The sequence below is a fragment of the Bacillus sp. T-10(2022) genome (genome assembly GCF_056502895.1).
The window spans coordinates 3,796,558-3,816,907 of record NZ_CP113518.1 but is presented as its reverse complement, the minus strand read 5'-3'; the positions used below and the strand labels follow the sequence as shown (position 1 = coordinate 3,816,907).

23 protein-coding genes are annotated in these 20,350 nt (G+C 40.4%); 16 read left to right on the top strand and 7 right to left on the bottom strand.

Annotation, left to right across the window (positions count from 1 at the left end):
• Positions 1-134 precede the first annotated feature (134 nt).
• Positions 135-605, top strand: coding sequence for a DUF308 domain-containing protein (locus tag OSJ91_RS18625; protein WP_350299488.1), 471 nt, complete (start codon positions 135-137; stop codon positions 603-605).
• A gap of 102 nt (positions 606-707) precedes the next feature.
• Here OSJ91_RS18625 and ispG read toward each other — a convergent pair whose 3' ends face one another.
• The 4 genes from ispG to OSJ91_RS18605 form a co-directional block, all read right to left on the bottom strand.
• Positions 708-1,829 (bottom strand): flavodoxin-dependent (E)-4-hydroxy-3-methylbut-2-enyl-diphosphate synthase, encoded by a 1,122-nt coding sequence (gene ispG / locus OSJ91_RS18620; RefSeq protein ID WP_063233036.1) that lies wholly within the window; start codon positions 1,827-1,829, stop codon positions 708-710.
• A 204-nt stretch (positions 1,830-2,033) separates the two neighbouring features.
• On the bottom strand, positions 2,034-2,366 hold the full coding sequence (locus OSJ91_RS18615) for a hypothetical protein (RefSeq protein WP_350299487.1): 333 nt from the start codon (positions 2,364-2,366) through the stop codon (positions 2,034-2,036).
• Between the two features lie 114 nt (positions 2,367-2,480).
• Complete coding sequence (locus OSJ91_RS18610) at positions 2,481-2,615, bottom strand: anti-repressor SinI family protein (protein WP_241665149.1); 135 nt, start codon at positions 2,613-2,615, stop codon at positions 2,481-2,483.
• Between the two features lie 384 nt (positions 2,616-2,999).
• On the bottom strand, positions 3,000-3,767 hold the full coding sequence (locus OSJ91_RS18605) for a DUF1189 domain-containing protein (protein WP_350299486.1): 768 nt from the start codon (positions 3,765-3,767) through the stop codon (positions 3,000-3,002).
• Positions 3,768-3,930: 163 nt separating this feature from the next.
• Here OSJ91_RS18605 and OSJ91_RS18600 point away from each other — a divergent pair, with 163 nt between their 5' ends.
• The 9 genes from OSJ91_RS18600 (at position 3,931) to phoU (ending at position 14,138) form a co-directional block, all read left to right on the top strand.
• Positions 3,931-4,416: a DUF456 domain-containing protein gene (locus tag OSJ91_RS18600; RefSeq protein WP_350299485.1), complete on the top strand. Its 486-nt coding sequence runs from the start codon at positions 3,931-3,933 to the stop codon at positions 4,414-4,416.
• 144 nt (positions 4,417-4,560) lie between these two features.
• Positions 4,561-5,169: a superoxide dismutase SodA gene (sodA, locus tag OSJ91_RS18595; RefSeq protein ID WP_350299484.1), complete on the top strand. Its 609-nt coding sequence runs from the start codon at positions 4,561-4,563 to the stop codon at positions 5,167-5,169.
• 777 nt (positions 5,170-5,946) lie between these two features.
• A complete protein-coding gene (locus OSJ91_RS18590) occupies positions 5,947-7,167 on the top strand; it encodes an MFS transporter (RefSeq protein WP_413018908.1) in 1,221 nt (406 codons plus the stop codon).
• 196 nt (positions 7,168-7,363) lie between these two features.
• A complete protein-coding gene (locus OSJ91_RS18585; protein WP_350299482.1) occupies positions 7,364-9,532 on the top strand; it encodes a peptidoglycan D,D-transpeptidase FtsI family protein in 2,169 nt (722 codons plus the stop codon).
• A gap of 206 nt (positions 9,533-9,738) precedes the next feature.
• A complete protein-coding gene (locus OSJ91_RS18580) occupies positions 9,739-10,701 on the top strand; it encodes a PstS family phosphate ABC transporter substrate-binding protein (RefSeq protein WP_137016284.1) in 963 nt (320 codons plus the stop codon).
• 138 nt (positions 10,702-10,839) lie between these two features.
• On the top strand, positions 10,840-11,739 hold the full coding sequence (gene pstC / locus OSJ91_RS18575; protein ID WP_350302911.1) for a phosphate ABC transporter permease subunit PstC: 900 nt from the start codon (positions 10,840-10,842) through the stop codon (positions 11,737-11,739).
• A 3-nt stretch (positions 11,740-11,742) separates the two neighbouring features.
• On the top strand, positions 11,743-12,621 hold the full coding sequence (pstA, locus tag OSJ91_RS18570; protein ID WP_063590620.1) for a phosphate ABC transporter permease PstA: 879 nt from the start codon (positions 11,743-11,745) through the stop codon (positions 12,619-12,621).
• A 15-nt stretch (positions 12,622-12,636) separates the two neighbouring features.
• Positions 12,637-13,464, top strand: coding sequence for a phosphate ABC transporter ATP-binding protein PstB (pstB, locus tag OSJ91_RS18565; protein ID WP_350299481.1), 828 nt, complete (start codon positions 12,637-12,639; stop codon positions 13,462-13,464).
• 20 nt (positions 13,465-13,484) lie between these two features.
• A complete protein-coding gene (gene phoU, locus OSJ91_RS18560; RefSeq protein ID WP_137016279.1) occupies positions 13,485-14,138 on the top strand; it encodes a phosphate signaling complex protein PhoU in 654 nt (217 codons plus the stop codon).
• 70 nt (positions 14,139-14,208) lie between these two features.
• Here the strand turns inward: phoU and OSJ91_RS18555 are convergent, their stop codons facing one another.
• Both OSJ91_RS18555 and OSJ91_RS18550 read right to left on the bottom strand, forming a co-directional pair.
• A complete protein-coding gene (locus OSJ91_RS18555) occupies positions 14,209-14,661 on the bottom strand; it encodes a hypothetical protein (protein WP_413018897.1) in 453 nt (150 codons plus the stop codon).
• A 2-nt stretch (positions 14,662-14,663) separates the two neighbouring features.
• Positions 14,664-15,044, bottom strand: coding sequence for a hypothetical protein (locus OSJ91_RS18550; RefSeq protein WP_413018895.1), 381 nt, complete (start codon positions 15,042-15,044; stop codon positions 14,664-14,666).
• A gap of 427 nt (positions 15,045-15,471) precedes the next feature.
• Between OSJ91_RS18550 and OSJ91_RS18545 the strand changes: the two genes are divergently transcribed.
• From OSJ91_RS18545 to OSJ91_RS18525, 5 genes are all read left to right on the top strand, one after another.
• Positions 15,472-16,080 carry a hypothetical protein gene (locus tag OSJ91_RS18545; RefSeq protein WP_101222570.1) on the top strand — a complete coding sequence of 203 codons (609 nt, stop codon included), beginning with the start codon at positions 15,472-15,474 and terminating at the stop codon, positions 16,078-16,080.
• Positions 16,081-16,198: 118 nt separating this feature from the next.
• A complete protein-coding gene (rpmG, locus tag OSJ91_RS18540; RefSeq protein ID WP_028391797.1) occupies positions 16,199-16,348 on the top strand; it encodes a 50S ribosomal protein L33 in 150 nt (49 codons plus the stop codon).
• 178 nt (positions 16,349-16,526) lie between these two features.
• Positions 16,527-17,099: a 5-formyltetrahydrofolate cyclo-ligase gene (locus OSJ91_RS18535; RefSeq protein ID WP_350299478.1), complete on the top strand. Its 573-nt coding sequence runs from the start codon at positions 16,527-16,529 to the stop codon at positions 17,097-17,099.
• Between the two features lie 75 nt (positions 17,100-17,174).
• The gene (locus OSJ91_RS18530) at positions 17,175-17,363 is read left to right on the top strand and encodes a hypothetical protein (RefSeq protein ID WP_101222568.1); all 189 of its coding nucleotides are present in this window, start codon (positions 17,175-17,177) and stop codon (positions 17,361-17,363) included.
• 164 nt (positions 17,364-17,527) lie between these two features.
• Entirely contained in the window at positions 17,528-19,066 is a 1,539-nt protein-coding gene (locus tag OSJ91_RS18525) for a rhomboid family intramembrane serine protease (protein WP_485890213.1), read from the top strand.
• On the opposite strand, the gene OSJ91_RS18520 is transcribed toward OSJ91_RS18525, so the two are convergent.
• Positions 19,061-19,918, bottom strand: a complete 858-nt coding sequence (locus tag OSJ91_RS18520) for a hypothetical protein (RefSeq protein WP_485890212.1) — start codon at positions 19,916-19,918, stop codon at positions 19,061-19,063. The two genes, OSJ91_RS18525 and OSJ91_RS18520, sit on opposite strands and share 6 nt — an antisense overlap.
• Before the next feature lie 213 nt (positions 19,919-20,131).
• Between OSJ91_RS18520 and OSJ91_RS18515 the strand changes: the two genes are divergently transcribed.
• On the top strand, positions 20,132-20,341 hold the full coding sequence (locus OSJ91_RS18515; protein WP_101222565.1) for a YqgQ family protein: 210 nt from the start codon (positions 20,132-20,134) through the stop codon (positions 20,339-20,341).
• The last annotated feature ends 9 nt before the right edge of the window (positions 20,342-20,350 follow it).

Genomic DNA, 20,350 nt, shown 5'->3' with positions numbered 1-20,350 from the left:
AGTGTAACATATCCCATCATAGCTTTGGTAAAAACGCGTATTTATTTCCAAGACATGAAACCATTTTCACGATGGGTTCCGCGATTTTTACATACACTATAAATGCTTCACAAATGAAAGTGAGGGATGCACGAATGGAAAAAGATCAATACTCCAGTATTGACGATGAAATGCAATTGGCGAAAGAGGGCAGTGAACCAACCGTTGTGGATGATCAGCATCATGAGCGGTATTATAATGAAGATACACCTGAAGATGACAGACGATATGAAAGTCGTGGGACCATAACCAATATGGATAACCGGTATCAGGAAGAAACGTCTGCCGAAATTTCAACACCGCCTCAGCGAATCAGGTCATATAAAAATGATGAGCCTGCAGAGGATAATGGTTTTGGGGATGTGGCATCAAGAGGGAAAGCGATTGGTGTCATAGCTTTGATCATCTCCATTTTATCTTTATTCATGATGCCTTTCATTTTAGGCATTGTGGGTATCATTGTAGGGATAGTGGCCAGAAGCCGGGGATCGAACTTGGGTACTTGGGCGATCGTCATTGGTGCAATCTCCATCATCGTTGGCATATTCATCCTGCCGTTCTTTTAACATCAGTAAACCCTTTGATGTCATTTTCAAAAATGCATCAAAGGGTTTTTCAAATGGTATAAAACAAAAAATCCCGATAATGAAAATTCGGGATTCTTTGTTTTATTTATTTAGTAAAGCTGCAGCAGCAGCTTCGGCTCTTTGTTTTTCATAGTACTCTTCAGCGATTTTGTCAATTTCCTTTTTAAGTTCCTCGACCATCGTCTCTTCAGGCACTTTACGAACAATTTGACCTTTTCTAAACAGTAAACCTTCACCACGGGCTCCGGCAATGCCGATATCAGCCTCACGGGCTTCTCCAGGGCCGTTTACCGCACAACCAAGCACTGATACCTTGATTGGCGCTTTAACCGTCTGGATGTACTCTTCAACTTCATTGGCGATGGAAATCAAATCAATCTCGATTCGACCGCAAGTAGGGCAGGAAATTAAAGTGGCCATGTTGGAAGCAAGGCCAAATACTTTTAGAAGCTCCCTTGCCACCTTCACCTCTTCGACAGGATCGGCACTTAAGGAAACACGCATCGTGCTTCCGATGCCCTGACTTAGGATGGCACCTAGTCCGGCAGCGCTTTTTACGGTTCCTGAAAACAGTGTACCTGATTCCGTGATCCCAAGATGTAGGGGATAATCGAATGCTTTTGAAGCTTTTTCATATGCCTCGATGGCTAAATTCACATCGGAAGCCTTCATGGAAACGATAATGTCATGAAAATCTAGATCTTCCAGAATCTTGATATGGTGTAAAGCACTTTCTACCATTCCATCAGCAGTCGGGAAGCCATATTTCTCGATGATTTTCTTCTCTAGAGAACCAGCATTGACCCCGATGCGAATTGGTATTCCTTTAGCCTTCGCAGCTTTCACTACTGCTTCAACCTTTTCACGGCGACCGATGTTACCAGGATTAATCCTGATTTTATCAGCTCCGCCCTCGATTGCCTTCAGAGCAAGTTTATAATCGAAATGAATATCGACTACAAGAGGGATGTTTATCCGTTTTTTTATCTCAGAGATTGCATCAGCTGCCCTTTCATCCGGACAGGCGACACGTACGATTTGACACCCAGCTTCTTCAAGGCGAAGAATCTCTGCAACCGTTGCTTCAACATCATGTGTTTTTGTCGTTGTCATGCTTTGTACAATAACTTCATTATTGCCGCCAATCGTTAAGTTTCCGACTTTAATTGGCCGCGTCTTGGTGCGATGTATGATTTCACTCAAGTGGAATTCTCTCCTTTAGGAAAAAATCAGTTTTGATTTTTATTTGTTTCTCTGAAATATTGTATCAATGTACATACCGCTTGACAAGGAAATAGGACGCATAATGTTTTTTTATCATGAGAAATCTCCTAATTTATGGATGCAACCAGTGCCGGGAAATCCCCTAAAAGGTTCTTGTGAAGGGGCAGATTCCTATTTTGGGGGTTATTTGTAAACGGGAATCTTATATGTTTTGCCAATCTGCATATCCTCGGGCTTCAATCCTTCATTCAAACTTTGAAAGTCAGTGATGATCGTTTCGATTGGCTGATTGGATCCGCCTTTTTCCGTTTCGACGATGGAAAGTAAGGTATCACCCGGTTTCATGGTAATTTCTTTATAAGCGGCAGATGGTGCGGATGCAGGCTGGCTGGCCGGGACGGCCGGTTCGCCTGTAGAGGCCGGTGGATGGGAAGCCGGCAGGGTACCCGTAGTCAAATCAAAATAAATAATAAATAAAGTGAAACAGAATGAGATAAAAAGCAGTAGCCGTTTCAATTTTCCATCCTCCCAAGCTTGTCTTTAATTCATCTATACTTGGAGGGGGCAAAAAATATGCCTAAAAATGGGCGATTTTTCAAATGGAATGTGAGAGTGACCATTCAAATTTTTCTATTTCAGTTGAGTAACATCCTTATTATTTGAATGAGTGTTAAGAAAGGAGCGAATTTCCTTTGGGGTCAGACCACTCTTTTTTGCCTCCGTTATGAGTAACAACCACTGTACATCAATATGACTCTCCTTCACGTCTATCACCTCTTAAATACTATTTCAACAATAAGTATAGGAATAACTTAGTGAGTATTTTGTCGAATTAAGTAGATATAAAAAAATGATGACTGTAGTCATATACTGCAAAGGCATGATTACCCGATTTTATGCTTAAGCAAAAAGAGCCGGACCAGGTGGTCGAATCTCAGTTTGCAGACAAGTGGGGTTCTATCTGAATTTTAAACAAGTTGATTGGAACGGGTGTGCGAGATCCCTGTGGGAAAAACGTGTCTTAGGGAGACCCCGCAGGCGCAAAGACCGCCCTGGTTCCAATCACGAATTTTACAAAGCCTTAAAAGACTGTAGGCAAACTCGATTCTCATCGAGTTTGCCTACAGTCTGAGTCCATTCTTGTAAATTTCAATTTCCGATCTTATTGGCTGATGTTTCTTTAATGGATAAATATAACATCATCAATGTCACAAACCAGCTAATGATGGAAGCGAACGGTACCATTGCTTGAAAAGCATCCATGATGGTGAAGAATACGGTGGCAAGCGTTATGCTGTAAGCACCGATTCTCCATAGATGCCTATAGGAAAGAGGACGGCCAAGAGCATTTTTGAAAAAAAGACCGAAAGCGGCAAGGATTGTCACTTTAATGAAGATTCCGGTAGCAGTAAACAGGTATAATATAAGTAGAAGCAATGGAAGGATGATAGGCAGAACAGATTCAACTGAATCAAGCCAAGTGGATATTTCCTGATTATCTCCCTCCAGAACTGAATATGGAGAGGATTGCACGTTGCCTCCGGATACGAAAACCAGATCAGACTTTAAAAGTGCGACAGCTTCATCAGCTTTTGCGGCTACTTCTTCCGGGGTCAAGGCTCCCGTGCCATCTACAAAAATTTGATATCCGTTTTTATTCAGGCTAAATGGCTTATCTTGTTCAGTTGTCAACGTGCCATTTTTGATTTCAAATGCCGGTAAGTCTTCGGATACTGTTTCGTGCATGGCATCTATCCCGTCAACTATCATTGTCCCAAAATAAAAAGCTGAAGGGAGAAAGGCGATGAGACTTATAAAGAAAACGAATAAAATCGTTTTCCCGATACCTTGGTTTTGAAAGGAAGCGATATCTTTAGGAGAATACAAGCTTACCCATAGTTGTTTGAATATGTTCAATGTTTTCAGCACCTAACTATATAAGATTCCTAACCAATTTTAACTATACGGGAAAAATAAAACAACCTGTATTCTGCTTCATTGGTTTTAACCATCAGTAATGAGGTAATTATGGAGAGATAAAGTCAAATTATATATCAAATGAGAAAGGGGAGTTTTAGTAATGGATACACTATTTTGGATAATAATTACCCTCATGTTCATAATGGGGTTTGTCGGTCTGATTTTTCCAATCATCCCAAGTGTTTTATTCATTTTCGGCGGAATATTGCTCTATGGACTATTTTATTCTTTTGAACCATTTGGCTGGTTTTTCTGGACGGTCCAAATTTTATTCGTCATCCTTTTATTCGCAGCTGATTATATTGCGAACATGGTCGGGGTCAAAAAGTATGGAGGCACGAAAGCGGGAATTTGGGGCAGTACGATTGGGCTTCTGGTCGGGCCATTCGTGATCCCGTTCCTCGGAATACTAATAGGACCATTCATCGGGGCATTCCTGGCAGAAATCATAGTACATAAAAAAGACCCGGTTACTGCTTCGAAAATCGGCCTTGGTTCCGTTGTAGGCTTTATAAGCAGCGTCATTACAAAAGGCATCATCCAACTTCTGATGATTGGATATTTTCTATTCGTGGTATTCTCATAGGAAATATAATCGAAAAATGAAAAATTGAGGCATAAGGTTTGAAACGGTTACAAAAATTTGATACTCTATTTCTAGCGAGCTTTAGGTATCTTTCGAGAACTGAAGCCCTCAAAAAAAAAAGCTTACATAGGGAGGAATTTTATTATGGCTTTTGAACTTCCACAATTACCGTATGCATATGATGCATTAGAACCACACATCGACAAAGAAACAATGAACATTCACCACACTAAACATCACAACACATATGTGACAAACCTGAACAATGCCCTAGAAGGTAACCAAGAACTTCTAAGCAAAAGCGTTGAAGAAATCGTCGCTAACCTTGACGCAGTACCTGAATCTGTTCGTACTGCTGTACGCAACAATGGTGGCGGACATGCTAACCACACTTTATTCTGGGAAATCCTTTCACCTAACGGCGGCGGACAACCGACTGGTGAATTAGCGGATGCTATCACTTCAAAATTCGGAAGCTTTGACAGCTTTAAAGAAGAGTTCGCTAAAGCGGCTACTACTCGTTTTGGATCTGGCTGGGCTTGGCTTGCAGTCAACAATGGCGAGTTGGAAGTAACAAGTACACCAAACCAAGACAATCCATTATCAGAAGGTAAAACACCGCTTCTTGGATTGGACGTTTGGGAACATGCATACTACCTAAACTACCAAAACCGTCGTCCTGAATACATCAATTCTTTCTGGAATGTTGTAAACTGGGATGAGGTTGCAAAACGTTACAGCGCTGCAAAATAATTTGTAATTAAAAAGACAGGATTCCTTTGGTGAAAAGGAATCCTGTCTTTTTTTGTTTCTTTTATCCGAACGGGAACATTAAAGAAAACAATATAAAGGCAACTCGTATTGCTGTTTCGCCAAAAAAAGTGAAAGAAATTCACGAGTAAAAACTGCGAATTCCAAGTAAAGCTACTAATTTACGAGAAACGCACAAATTCACGAGTAAACTCTTCAAATTCACGAGTAAAAGCTCAAAACTCACGAGTAAAAGCATCAAATTCACGAGTAAAAGTTCAAAACTCACGAGTAAAGGCCCAAATTCACAAGTAAACACTCCAATTCCTGAGTGAAATCTCGAAACTCACGAGTAAAATCCTAAAACTTACGAGTAAAAGCCCAAATTCACGAGTAAACACTCCAATTCCTGAGTGAAATCTCGAAACTCACGAGTAAAGGCCCAAATTCACGAGTAAACACTCCAAATTCAAACATCCCCTTCGTCTCCGCCAGTCGAAGAGTTTTCTTTCCACTGTTTCTGTTCAAGTTCAAAAGGAAAACAGTATAAGGGCAACTACTTCTCTGTCTTCGCCAATCGAAGAGTTTTCTTTATACTGTTCTTGAATTAACAGGGAAGAGCTTTTAAGGAAAACAGTATAAGGGCAACTACTTCTCTGACTTCGCCATCCTGTCTCGCCATCCTGTCTTCGCCAATCGAAGAGTTTTCTTTACCTTTTTTTACATAAATTCTTTTGTTTTTTCAAACACTAGAGTGGAATTTAAAGGAGAGTTAAAACAATGGGTATTTTAGAGAGATGGTTGGGTGAGGCGGGGGGGAAGAAGGATCTGCACCTCCTTTTGTTTATTGGCGGGCTGTACAGCCTAAGTATTGCTTTATCCAATACATTCGTTAATGTGTACTTGTGGAAACAATCCGGTCAAATTGTTGATATTGCCGTATATAATCTAACCGTGGTGCTTTTTCAACCGCTTACCTTTGTCTTTGCTGGCAGGCTGGCGAAAAAAGTGGATCGAATCATTGTTTTGCGTCTGGGTGTTATCTTTTTGGCCCTATTTTATTTATCAGTCCTATTGGTCGGCACACGGGCAACGGATTTCCTTTGGTTGCTTGGTGGACTGTTAGGAATCGGTTATGGGTTTTATTGGCTTGCCTATAATGTCTTGACTTTTGAGATAACTGAACCAGAAACAAGGGATTTCTTCAATGGTTTTTTAGGGATTTTATCATCCCTTGGGGGAATGGTCGGTCCGATTCTTTCAGGGTTCATCATTTCGAGGCTTGAAAAATTCACGGGATATTCCATTGTATTCGGATTGTCTTTGCTATTGTTTTCCGTTGCGGTGTTTCTTAGCTTTTCGTTAAAAAGACGTCCAGCACATGGCAGATACTGTTTCCTTCGGATATTGCAGGAACGGAAAAATAACCGGAATTGGCTCTTGATCACACGTGCTCACTTTTTTCAAGGGATACGAGAGGGCACCTTCATGTTCATCATTTCGATTAACGTTTTCATTCAGACGGATAGTGAACTTGCCTTAGGGAGCTACGGTCTGTTAAATTCCGCCATTTCATTCGTCGCGTATTTTTTTGCCTCACGATATATTAAACAGCCGATGCGAAAAAAGGCCATTCTTATTGGAGGAATCCTGTTGTATGCAGGGGTCTTATTGATTGCATTTGATATCACATTCGGGAAGCTTCTCATTTATGGGGCAATTGTCGCTACCGCTTATCCTATTCTTTTGGTCCCTTATATATCGTTGACGTATGACATTATAGGCCGTGCTTGGAAAGCAGCGGAAATGAGGATTGAATATATCGTTGTCCGGGAATTGTTCGTTCATATTGGAAGGATTGTATCGATATCAGGATTCATACTTTCGGTCATGTTATTCGACCTAAAGGAAGTACTGCCGATCTACCTGTTAATCGTCGGGGCAGGGCATACCGTGATATATTGGTTTGTACGGAAAATCGATATCATTGACCAAGATTGAAAAAAAAGAGGCCAGAGGGCCTCTTTTCCAATTATCAGGACTTGCGGTTTTAGGATTGATGAGCCGTAAGTCACTTTTTATGTAAAGTTCATTAGATGTTTAATATTTCTAGAACACTAAGGTAGAAAAAAATATAAATGTTCTATAGAATAGTATAGGACTATTATGACTATGTAAAAAGGATGTGTGGCTTAGTGTGAATAAAAAGAAAAAGAAAAAGACGCATGTGCCTTTCAGATTGAATATTCTTTTCTTTTTAGTGTTTGTTTTGTTTTCCGCTTTAATTTTACGCTTGGGTGTTGTACAGATTGTTTATGGTGATGATTACCGCCGTGAGATTGAAAGAACAGAGGAAGTGACCGTGAATAATTCGGTGCCCCGTGGGAAAATGTATGACCGGAATTTGAAACTGATGGTCGATAACCAACCACTGGATGCAATTACATATACACGAAAACAAGGTACGAAACAAACAGAAATGGTGGAAACGGCTGAGAAACTCGCGAAGTTGATCGAAAAGGAAACAGACAAAGTGACTGAACGCGATAAAAAGGATTTTTGGATTTTGAAGAATCCAAAGCTGGCCGAGAAAAAGATTACCGATAAAGAGAGGAAAAAAGTGGAAGAAGGCGAGATGGAAGAAAGTGATTTGTATAAGCTTCAGCTTGATCGGATTACTGAAGAAGAAACAGAGCTTTCGGAAAAAGATCTTGAAGTTCTTGCCATCTATAGGGAATTTGCAAGCGGATATGCCCTTACCCCGCAAATTGTGAAAAACAAGAAAGTAACAAAAGAAGAATTCGCCAAGGTGAGTGAAAACCTTGATTCGCTCCCAGGGGTCGATATATCTACAGATTGGGATCGTTTTTATACATATAATAAAACACTTAAATCTGTTTTGGGTAAAGTTTCCTCATCTGAAGAAGGCCTGCCTAGTGAAAGTCTGGACTATTATTTAGCACGCGATTATAGCCGGAATGACCGTGTAGGTAAGAGTTATATTGAGGCGCAATATGAAGATGTCCTCCAAGGTCAGAAAGCGAAAGTAAGGAATGTGACCGATAAATCAGGAAATGTCGTCGATTCCGAAGTGATTACTGAAGGTTCGCGAGGAAAAGATCTTATATTGACAGTTGATATGGATTTACAGCTTGCAACAGAGGAAATCATTGAAAAGGAATTGATTGCCAAGAAAAAAATGGGTAACACCAAATTCTTGGATAGGGCTTTTGTCGTCATGATGGATCCTAATACAGGGGAAATTTTAACGATGGCGGGTAAGAAATATGAGAAGGATTCAAAAACAGGGAAATCTTCCATAGAGGACTTTGCATTAGGGAATATCACGACTTCCTATACAATGGGCTCTTCAGTAAAAGGCGCAACTGTTTTGACCGGTTATCAGCAAGGCGCAATCCAGCCGGGGACATACTTTTATGATACAAAGCTGAAGATTAAGGGGACAAAGGAAAAAGGCTCATATAAAAACTTTGGGAACATTAATGATTTAACGGCTTTAAAAGTATCTTCCAATGTTTATATGTTCAGAACGGCGATTAATATTGCAGGTGCGCATTATGTGCCGAATGAACCTTTAAATATTAGCTCAAGCGCCTTCTCAACCATCCGGAATTCATTCGCCCAGTTTGGCTTGGGTGTTCGTACGGGAATCGATCTCCCGAATGAGATGAGTGGATTCAAAGGTTCAGAAACGTTAGCGGGTAAGTTGCTTGACCTTTCAATCGGACAGTATGATACGTACACACCGATGCAGCTTGTGCAATACGTTTCCACGATAGCGAATGGCGGAAACCGCATGAAGCCGCATATGGTTAAGGAAATCCGTGATCCGGTTGATAATAATGAGGAATTGGGTCCTGTTGCCGAAGACGTTGCACCGACTGTCCTTAATCGTCTTGATATGAAGGAAGAATGGGTAGAACGTGTGCAGAGCGGTTTCGAGAAAGTTGCGATGGAACAAGGCGGAACGGCTTATACCTATTTTGGGAAAAAATCGTATACAGTGGCAGCTAAAACCGGGACGGCGGAAGCATTCTATGACGGCCCGAACCGGATGGATTATAGCGAGCCCCAAGCAACGATGAATATCACGTTGGTCGGCTATGCCCCTGCTAAAAATCCAGAAGTTGCTTTTTCTGTTGTTGTCCCGTGGGCGTATCAGGGCCATTCGGGTCATGATATGAGTAAAAAAATTGGCGAAGAGATTATGGATAAGTATTTCGAACTGAAAAAAGAACGGGCTAAAAAGGAAAATACCGAAACCTCGACTGATTTGAAAGTGGAGAATGGTAAAGACGTTCAAAAGGACCAGGCTGAAGTTAGAAAAAGCCAGGAAAATGAATAAAAGATTAAAAACACGTTTTTGGGTAAAACCGGAAACGTGTTTTTTTGCATTTTAAAACCAAGATCAGTACAGTTCTTTCGTCTTTACAATTAACACACAATTATTTACTGAATATTTACATTTGCTTCAAACGGAGTTTACAGTCTAAAAGTATGATGTGAGAGTAGGACAAAATATTCATATAAAATTCTTAGGGGGATTTACAAATGAGACGTTTCAAAGGTATGGCAATGACTGTAATGATGGGTGGAGTAATTGCAGTAGCGGCGGGTTGTGGATCCGATGACACTAAGACAAGCAGCGGTGAAGGAAAAGGATCTGGCCAACTGCAGGGAGAAGTAATTACGGATGGTTCTTCAACGGTCTTTCCGATCATGGAGGCAGTTGCCGAAGAATATATGGCTACACAGCCTGATGTGAAGGTTTCAGTGGGATCGTCAGGAACAGGTGGGGGATTTAAGAAATTCATCGCTGGTGATACGGACCTAGCCAATGCATCCCGCCCGGTCAAAGAAGAAGAAACTGCCTTACTTGATGAAAAGGGAGTTAAATATACAGAGTTGAAACTGGCATTTGACGGTATTTCAATCGTCGCCAATAAAGATAATGAATTCATCGATTCACTAACAGTTGAAGAACTTCAAAAACTGTGGATTGATAATGGAAAGGTGAAGAAATGGTCTGATATACGTCCTGAATGGCCGAAGGAAGAAATTAAATTCTACTCTCCGGGAACAGATTCAGGCACATATGATTATTTCAATGAAGTAATCCTTGAAGAAAAACCGATGGTGGAAAATGCTACGCTTTCAGAAGATGACAATGTCCTTGTACAAGGTGTAGAAGGTGATAAAAATGCGATTGGTTTCTTCGGTTATGCTTACTACTCTGAAAATAAAGATAAGTTAAAGATCATTTCCATCGACAACGGCAAAGGTGCTGTAGAGCCAACACATGAAACGATTAAAAGTGGGGAGTATGCACCATTGTCACGTCCACTTTACACATATGTAGCTAATAAGTCGGTAGCTGAAAAAGAACAAGTTGCTGATTATACTCAATTCGTCATTGAAAATGCAGGAGAGCTTGCTGAAGAAGTGGGTTATATCAGCCTGCCGGAAGAAGAGTACCAGAAAGATCTTGATAAATTAAAAGAACTGGAAAAATAAACGATATTACAGGCTACTGAAATCCCGCCTTGACTCGATTAAGGCGGGGGTAACAGCTTGTAAATCCAAATATTGTGTGTCTGAAATGGAGGATGCAAGTTGGAACTTAGAAAAACAGAAACCTATTCTGTACAGCAAATGATTCTGGAAAAGAAAAGTAAGAAAAAAATGAATATGGAAAAAGTCATCCCTAAGCTTTTGTTCCTTACGGCGGCAATTTCCGTTTTTACTACAATCGGGATCATCCTGACCCTTATATTTGAAACATTTATCTTTTTTGACAGAGTATCTATCGTCGAATTTTTTACAGAAGCTAAATGGCTGCCATTTGCATCTACACCGTCCTATGGGATTATGCCGCTTATCGTGGGAACGTTGAAGATAACAGTCATAGCAGCGGTGGTTGCAGTTCCAGTAGGGCTTGCAACAGCCATTTTCTTGAGTGAATATGCATCAGAGAAAACACGCAGAATCATCAAGCCGATTTTAGAAGTTTTAGCTGGAATTCCTACTATCGTTTACGGCTTCTTTGCCTTAACTTTTGTAACACCGGTTTTACGGGATTTATTTCCTTCCCTTGACATGTTCAATGCTCTTAGTCCTGGAATCGTTGTAGGAATCATGATCATGCCGATGATAGCCTCTTTGTCGGAAGATGCCCTTGTATCAGTACCGAAGTCGATTCGCGAAGGTGCGTATGCCTTAGGAGCAACGAAACTCGAAACGACAATTAAAGTGGTATTGCCAGCAGCCCTTTCAGGAATTGTGGCATCCATCGTTCTTGCTCTATCCAGAGCGATCGGGGAAACCATGATTGTGAGTGTTGCCGGTGGCTCGACCCCAAATATGAGCATGGATGTAACTTCATCGATTCAAACGATGACCGCTTATATTGTACAGGTAAGTTCGGGAGATGCAGGATATGGGACAACGATTTACTACAGCATTTATGCGGTTGGAATGACACTGTTCGTCTTTACGCTTATCATGAATTTACTGGCGCAGTTCATCTCTCGCAAGTTCAGGGAGGAATATTAAGACATGAAACTGATAAACAAAAGTCATGTTGCAAAAAAAATGCCTGCTAGGCTGGCTGTTAACACGATTTGTAAAGGATTATTCTTCTTGGCAACATTGGTTGGCCTCCTCGTATTGGCCATCTTATTTTATCGGATATTCACTCAAGGAATTGGCAGTCTGAATGGGGATTTCCTTCAGAATTTCGCTTCCAGGAAACCTGAAGAGGCTGGTATAAAGGCAGCGTTGATCGGTTCAATTTGGTTGATGGTAGTGGTGGCCCCGGTTTCCCTGCTGCTTGGTGTTGGAACGGCCATTTATTTAGAGGAATATGCCCGGAAGAATTGGATCACCACTTTTATCAAAGTGAATATTTCCAATCTGGCGGGTGTGCCGTCAATAGTATTTGGGCTTTTGGGTTTAACGGTTTTCGTTCGTGCTCTAGCTTTGGACCGGTCCATATTGGCAGCAGGCTTGACGATGAGCCTACTTGTTCTTCCTGTCATCATAGTAGCTGCCCAAGAGGCCATACGTGCCGTACCTCGTGATTTAAGGGAAGCTTCATTTGGAATGGGTGCAACAAAGTGGCAAACGATATTGAAAGTGGTCCTGCCTGCAGCGATACCTGGCATTTTAACTGGGGGGATACTTGCTTTATCACGTGCAATCGGTGAAACGGCTCCATTGGTGGTGGTTGGCATACCAATGTTCATCGCCTTTTTACCTCAAACGGTCATGGATACATTCACAGTGCTGCCAATGCAAATCTATAATTGGACATCCCGTCCACAGGAGGAATTCCAGCAGGTTGCTGCCGCGGGAATCATCGTTTTACTCATCCTGTTAATATTCATGAATTCAATAGCGGTTATAATTCGAAATAAATTCCAGAAAAGATACTGATAGGAGGAAGGAAGCATGAATATGACCTTAACGAGAGAAAAAGAGTCACCGGCAATCGGAATCGAAAATGTCGGATCAGCTGCCTTGACGGAAAAGGTGTATGAAACATCCAATCTCAATTTATGGTATGGAGAAAACCATGCTTTGAAAAATATTAATCTGGATATGCACCAAAATGAAGTGACCGCCATCATTGGTCCTTCAGGATGTGGGAAATCCACCTACATCAAAACATTGAACCGAATGATAGAGCTAGTCCCGGATGTGAAAACGACAGGTCAGATTAAATATAGAAACAGGAATATCCTCGATCAGTCCTATAAGGTGGAAGATTTAAGGACACAGGTGGGAATGGTTTTCCAAAAGCCTAATCCCTTTCCTAAATCAATTTATGAAAATGTTGTATACGGACCAAAAATCCATGGAATTAAAAATAAAAAAATTCTTGATGAGATCGTCGAAAAGAGTTTAAAAGGGGCAGCCATTTGGGATGAAGTGAAAGACCGACTGCATGAAAATGCATATGGACTTTCAGGTGGACAGCAACAGCGTCTTTGTATTGCCAGATGTTTGGCAATCGAACCTGATGTCATATTAATGGATGAACCGACTTCTGCCCTTGACCCGATATCCACTTTGAAAATAGAAGAATTGGTCCAAGAAATGAAAAAGGATTTCAGCATCATCATCGTTACCCATAACATGCAGCAGGCAGCACGTATCTCTGATAGAACAGCCTTCTTCTTAAATGGGGAAGTCATCGAATATTCTGATACAAACACCATCTTCTCTAATCCGAATGATAAAAGAACAGAAGATTACATTACCGGACGCTTCGGTTAAAGAGAAAGGGAGATGCGATAATGATCGTTCGTGAAAATTTCGAGCTTCAATTGAAAGAGTTACAGGAGAAAATCGTGAAGTTGGCTAATTTAGCATCAAGTGCCATATCAAAATCATATGCCGCACTGGAAAACAATAATGTGGATGATGCTCTTGAAGTTATTGATGATGATACAATCGCTGATTTACTGGAAGAGGAAATTAATGACTTTGCGATTTTGCTGATTGCTAAGCAGCAGCCGGTTGCGATTGATTTAAGGCGTATCATTGCTGCCATAAAAATCGCCTCTGATATTGAAAGGATGGCGGACTTTGGTGTGAATATTGCTAAATCAGCCATCCGAATCGGTGACCAGCCATTTATTCTGCCTTTAACACCATTAAAGCAGATGCATGATATTACATTAAAGATGATTCAACTTTCAATAGAAGCATTTGAGAAGGAAGATGTTGTTCTTTCAAGAGAAATCATTGAAATGGATGACGAGGTTGATCGCTTTTATGGAGATATGATTCGGAGTCTCCTTCGCCTTTCAGATGAAAAAAACCTTCAGCAGGTTACACAGCTTTCCTTAATTGCTCGATATTTGGAAAGGACAGCGGACCATACAACGAATATTGCAGAGAATATTTACTTCCTGGTAAGAGGGAGATATATCAGCAGGAATGAATGAACCCATCCTGATTGAAAAAAAAGAGAGGCTTTTTCTCGGACATCGTCCATTTAAAAGTCTCTCTTATTCATTAATGGGTCAAAGTATTGGCCAATTGTCTATATGTCATATTATTCGTAACAACAAACTCACCGATTTGTATTTTTTTTGAGAAATCATGGTCATTCATGTACGCTTCAAATTCAGCAGCATCATCGATGATTTTTTCAGTGGCAAGGCTATCGGCAATTTCGGTTGTGGTCATATTCGTTTTCACTTTAATTGTATAGGTGACGATGGAGGGATCTTTTTTTGAAGCCCCTTTCTCCATTGAATCCTTATCCGGATCCTTTGGTTGGACGGTCTTTTTAGTTTCCTCCATAGGGAGTGTAACGACGTATCCTTTCTTCACGAGCAATTCCTTAGCTTCCTCCGCAGTCGGAGTGGTGCCTTCGAATAATCCGGTGCCATAATAAAAGCCAGCAAAGATTGTTGTTGTAAAAATGATACCGGCGGAAAGACCTTGCAGTCTTGCTTTGTTCATTCTCATTCACCACGCAATCTTTGCTGCTCGATCACTGCAATGGTTTGTTCCTTCGTTAACGAGGATTGTCTGGCGATCTGGTCCAAAGAAAGGCCTTGACTATATAAAGATAGAACCTGGCTTTTTAGAATTTCATGAATGGGTTCGCTATCATTGGAATTGACAGTTGATTTAACCTTTTCAGGGGGAACGGGTTCGTCCGGGATAACGAATTCCTCTTCAAGAATCTTCACCTTCTTCTTTAATTGGTAGATATCCTGCATATACGTTAGTGTCATCTGCTCCAAATCTTCCTCTAATTTGGCAACTTTATCTTTACCGAAAAAGGAAATGATGAGAAGGACGATCGCTAATGAAAAAAGAAGGATGATAAGTGTTTCCATGTTTTCACCTCAGAAGATAATTTTCGACAATATACTTATATTTTACACATATTTAAGAAAAATTGGAGATTTTCATATTTTTATATTTTCGGAAGTGGGCCTTCAACTTCATTTATTGTCTGTTTTGTTTCAGATATTGTCGAAAATCCTTAAAACAGTCGATGAAGAAAAAAAATTAGGCATTAAAATGGGAAAAAAACCTTTAAGAGATAACATACATAAAATTCGACAAAATGTGTTTATTGTCCATCAGCCAATTCAGTGCTAACATAAAGATAGAATAAATCGAAAAAAACAAAATATTTTGAATAGTTAAAAATCGTTTACCTATAAGAAAATGGTGTGCAGTTTCTAAAGTGGATAGTCTCACTGTCAGCGCCTAACGATAAGCTATATATAAGGATAAAGAAGGGGAAGGGATGATTATATGAATTCGCTATTCGCGTATATGCCGCAGGATAACCAGGATATATTTCGTAAGGGATTAAAAGCTGGGTTATGGATGGATGAGAGTTTTGATTGGTATCCTGAAGAAGATATGATGAGTCATCCTAATGGAGAGATCCGGACACTTTCACAAACATATACCCAAGGGCAGGTGACCTTTTCGAAGTTCACGATTAGAAATACCTCATTCGAGACGAAGCGCCCAAAAGTGTTTTTTCACTATGAAAACGCTTTCGAAAGGCAGGCGGTGGCTTTTTACAGCCCGAATGAACGGGCGATTTTACATGTAGCCCCCCAATCGATTGCCTTATTGGGTGGATTGGTGAAAGGAAAAAGCATCTCTCAATATTGCATCCAAGGTAAGGGAAGCCTTTATCAAGAGGGGTGCTTCAAATCATTGAAGGAGGGGCTCCTGGCTTATTCACCGCTCGCCAAAGGGGAAGTTACCAGCGTGTTTACGCTAGAGACTGAAATTTTGCCGAAGGAATGTGTGGAAGCTGTGGCCTGGGTCATTCATGCTGAAACGAAAGAAGAAGCGAAAGTCATAAATAATCAGCTCCTCCTGACGATGCAAAACGTAAACAATTAAGAATTCAAAAAAGTTAATGTTGGATTTCCCAAAAAACATACTAGCAATTCGCATTGAATAATGCTATTATAGAAAAGTCCTATGTGAAAAAGTCAATATGTTTGGAGGGAAATACACAATGCGCGTAAATATTACATTAGCTTGCACTGAATGTGGAGACCGTAACTATATTTCTAAAAAAAATAAACGTAACAATCCAGACCGTCTTGAGCTTAAAAAATACTGCTCAAGAGAAAAACGCAGCACGACTCACCGTGAAACAAAGTAAGCAACAGGATTTTTCCTGTTGTTTTTTTTATACATTTTTTTAATCCATTCTTCCTCTCTTTCCTTTAGTGGATATTTTCAGATGAATTAATGGTTCGGCGATTTCCGACACCGTATTTTTCGTATATGAACAAATATTATGAGATAATGATAGAAGCAGACTAAAGGAGTCAGAAGAGATGAGAGAAAACAAAAATAAGCTCCGCCAAGAAGTTAGGTCCCGTTTAATGGAGCTGACTAAAGAGGAACATGAAGAACTTTCGAATAGAATTGCTGAAAACTTATTTTCACTGGAGGAATGGAAAAAAGCAAAAACCATAGGCATCACCATCTCCATACCGCCCGAAGTTCCAACTGTACGGATCATCGAACAAGCATGGAGTGAAGGAAAAGAAGTGGCAGTACCAAAATGTGATCCTGAAAAAAAGACAATGGAATTCAAGAAAATCTCGTCCTTCAATCAGCTGGAGTCTGTTTATTACGGGTTGCTTGAACCAGTGGCTGAAACAGCCAAGGCTCGGAAAGAGGAATTGGATGCATTGATCGTACCCGGTCTTGCTTTTACCAAGGAAGGGTATCGCCTAGGCTTTGGAGGCGGCTATTATGACCGTTTCCTATCTTATTACCGAGGAGATACATTGGCACTTACATACGAGCTTCAATTAATGGATGAACTCCCGATAGAAGTCCATGATATAGCGGTAGGCAAACTCATTACCCCATCCAGGGTAATACGTACGTACGCCCATTAGAAGAAGTTTATTAATTATCACTTTTAGCTCATAAAAATCCTGTCCTGTATCACACTATTGATAGGAGGGATTGCTATGCTTCGATTAATTATTCAAATCTTCTTGGTTGGTTTAGCTGTTTATGCAGGTTACAAAAACCGGTACCGCCTGATAAATGTTGCGCTGTCCAACGGCATTTTAAGAAGATTTCTAGTGACTAAATCCTTGGATATGCCAATGTTCAGGGATAAAATGATGCAAAGCATGTTCAGTCAGACCAAATGAGAATGCCGGCATCTTAAAAAGGAACCTGATCAGGGGTTCCTTTTTTATTTTTAAGGACCGGGAAAGCAGTCTCCTTTTTTACTTTTTTCATGATTTCGTCTATAGTTTTAATTAAGAAACAGGAATTTTAGAAGCTTAAGTTTCATTGGAAAGTGGGGAAGGCATTGGGATTTAAAGAGGATTATTTGTTTTGGGAAACCATAAGGGAGTTGTCAGCCCATTATGATTATCGAATGATCACTGTCACGGAAAACCATCAGGAGATTTGGCTTGAAAGCGATAAGAATAAAGAATTTCCTGTCATAAGACTCATTCGACATGATTTGGATTGGGCTAATTGGCTGAAACGCGATATCGACCGAACTTTACAGAATGGGGAAAGGATCAGAAGGAAATTGTATAAAAAGCCCATTAACATATTAAGTATCTATGTTAGTAAATTCGCCCCGGTGGATGATCATGACTTTAGCTCACGCGTGGCTTCCTTTAAAAAAACGAATGTTAACACGTTCCTTTTAACTTGTGAAAACTTTCATGACTCTTTGCAAAACCTTGAACATGTTTTGAAAAAACCACTTTCAATTCAAGTTCTTGAAGATAATGAAATAGATGAGGAAAAGATTCTCGCAGTAAAGAAAGACGCCATCTCGGAGTCAGTCAAAAAGGCTAAGGCTGAGCAGAAGGTATTTCAAAATGCCAATAAGCCATTCTTTACATATATATTCATGGCGTTACAAATAGCTGTGTTCATCTTGATGGTGTTTAATGGGGGCAGCACCAATTCCAAAACTTTGATTGAGTTTGGCGCTAAATTTTCCCCTTATATCATACAAGGGGAATGGTGGCGGTTCTTTACACCGATGATCGTCCATATTGGGTTCATTCATTTATTGATGAATACATTTTCATTGTATTTAATCGGAGCTGAAGTTGAAAGGATTTACGGTAATGCCAGGTTCCTTTTCATCTATATATTCGCTGGTTTCGCTGGAACTCTAGGCAGCTTCATCATGACCCCGAACCTTTCCGCAGGGGCGAGCGGAGCCATTTTTGGCTGCTTTGGGGCACTTCTGTACTTCGGCATCGTCTATCCGAAATTATTCATGCGCTCGATGGGCTCATCGGTGATTGTGTTGATCATCATTAACTTAATATATGGTTTCACCGTTTCGGGAATTGATAATGCAGGGCATATCGGAGGTTTGATCGGAGGGTTCTTGGCTGCTGGAGTGGTGCATCTGCCAAAATCCAGGAATATCTTTCGGCAGCTGGCTTTTCTGATCGGGTCGGCAATACTGACCTATGCCCTGCTTCACTTTGGTTTCAATCATCAGGAAAGTGCAGCTATAGATGATAATACGATGGCCATGCTGGCCCAAAAGTATATTGATGATGATGAAGAGGATAAAGCTGTAGAGATGCTAAACAATTATGTTGATGCAAATCCTGATGCACCGCTATCGCTTTTTATGCTGGGAAATTTATCTTTTGATAATAAGGACATATATAAAGCCAGGGATTATTATGAAAAAGCGATTGAAAGCAATCCGGATTTGCATGAAGCCCATTACAATCTTGCCTTAGTCTACATGAATCTCGAATCATTCGATCAAGCTAAGGAGCAAGCTGTTCAGGCTATTGAGCTTGCCCCGGATAATAAATCATATACTAAACTGCTGGCAGAAATTGAAAAGCGACTATAACTTTTGACGCAGCATGATTGGGGAACCGTCTTTCAGGGTAAACAAGACAAGTATTTCACTTTGATTCTTCGCCATAAGTAATAGGGGGATGGTGCTGCCTTGTGGACTCACAGTGGATCCATCCTCCTTTTTTATTCCCAACACGTAATTTTTGTAAAGTCCTTCCCACAGTTTTCCCACAATTTCTTCCCGTTTGAATTGGGGGAAGTCAGCTAGCCATTGATTTTTCTTTGACGGCAGATCTGTTAAAGAGATGATTTTGTACTGATCCAGATTAACCTGAAATGCTTGACCGGCTTTTTCCAAACCATTTCGAACCGTTTGATCTGTCAAGCCGTCCAGCGTTTTTTTCCACTGAAACTGTTCTTCTGAAAGGGGACGGTGGAAATATTGAAAAACCGGTGTCGTTACTGTATAGAGTTTATCTTTACTGAGCTGCTGGGCACTGGTGAAAATTGTGTCACTTGGGTGAACCTCGGCATAATGAAATGTTACCGCCTCATAAAGACCACTATCGGTTTCTTTAGTTTTCGCTTTTTGAGAGAGTTCTTGTTTATTTTGGCGCCAATTTTTTAAAGCTCCTGCCAATTTTCCATTTTTGTATAAAAGCGATACGTCCTGACGTAAGTAAGCTGTCTGGTCCAATGAAGAATCCACCTTCCAAGTGATGGTATAGGTTGAATCCCCGGTACCCTCCGGTGTCAGGTGGGTGGAAGCATGTTCAAAATGGAGCGAGGAATCGATGGGAAAAAAAATGATGGTTTCCTCTGCCCTTTTATGATTTGATAAATATAGGATGACAAAAATGGTGGTCAAGACCAAAAAGACGGTATACTTCAATTGTACTTTCATTTTTCCCCTCCGTTTTCGCGCGTGATGAGTGGTTAAAAACATTAAGCTGTTGAATCAAATCGAAAGAGTCCACATTCTTGATATTTCATCATATGAATACAGTTGGACATGTATGAGGGGGATGGGGGAAATTATCAAAAGGGGAATTGGTCGCTTGTTACAAAAAGGCTGATTCGATATACTTTCCTAAAGAAAAGAGTAAAGAGGTTTACTATGAAAACATATTATGATCTTCAACAATACTTGAAAAGATTCGGTACATTTATCTATATTGGTGATCGCTTAGCCGAGCTTGAAATGATGGAAGCCGAAATAAGGGAAATCCACCGTATGCAGATGATGGATACGAAAGATTATCAAATGGCGATCCTTTTAATTAGACAGCAATTGTCTCTTGAAAGGGAAAAACAGAAAAAAAATTGATAAAAAAGG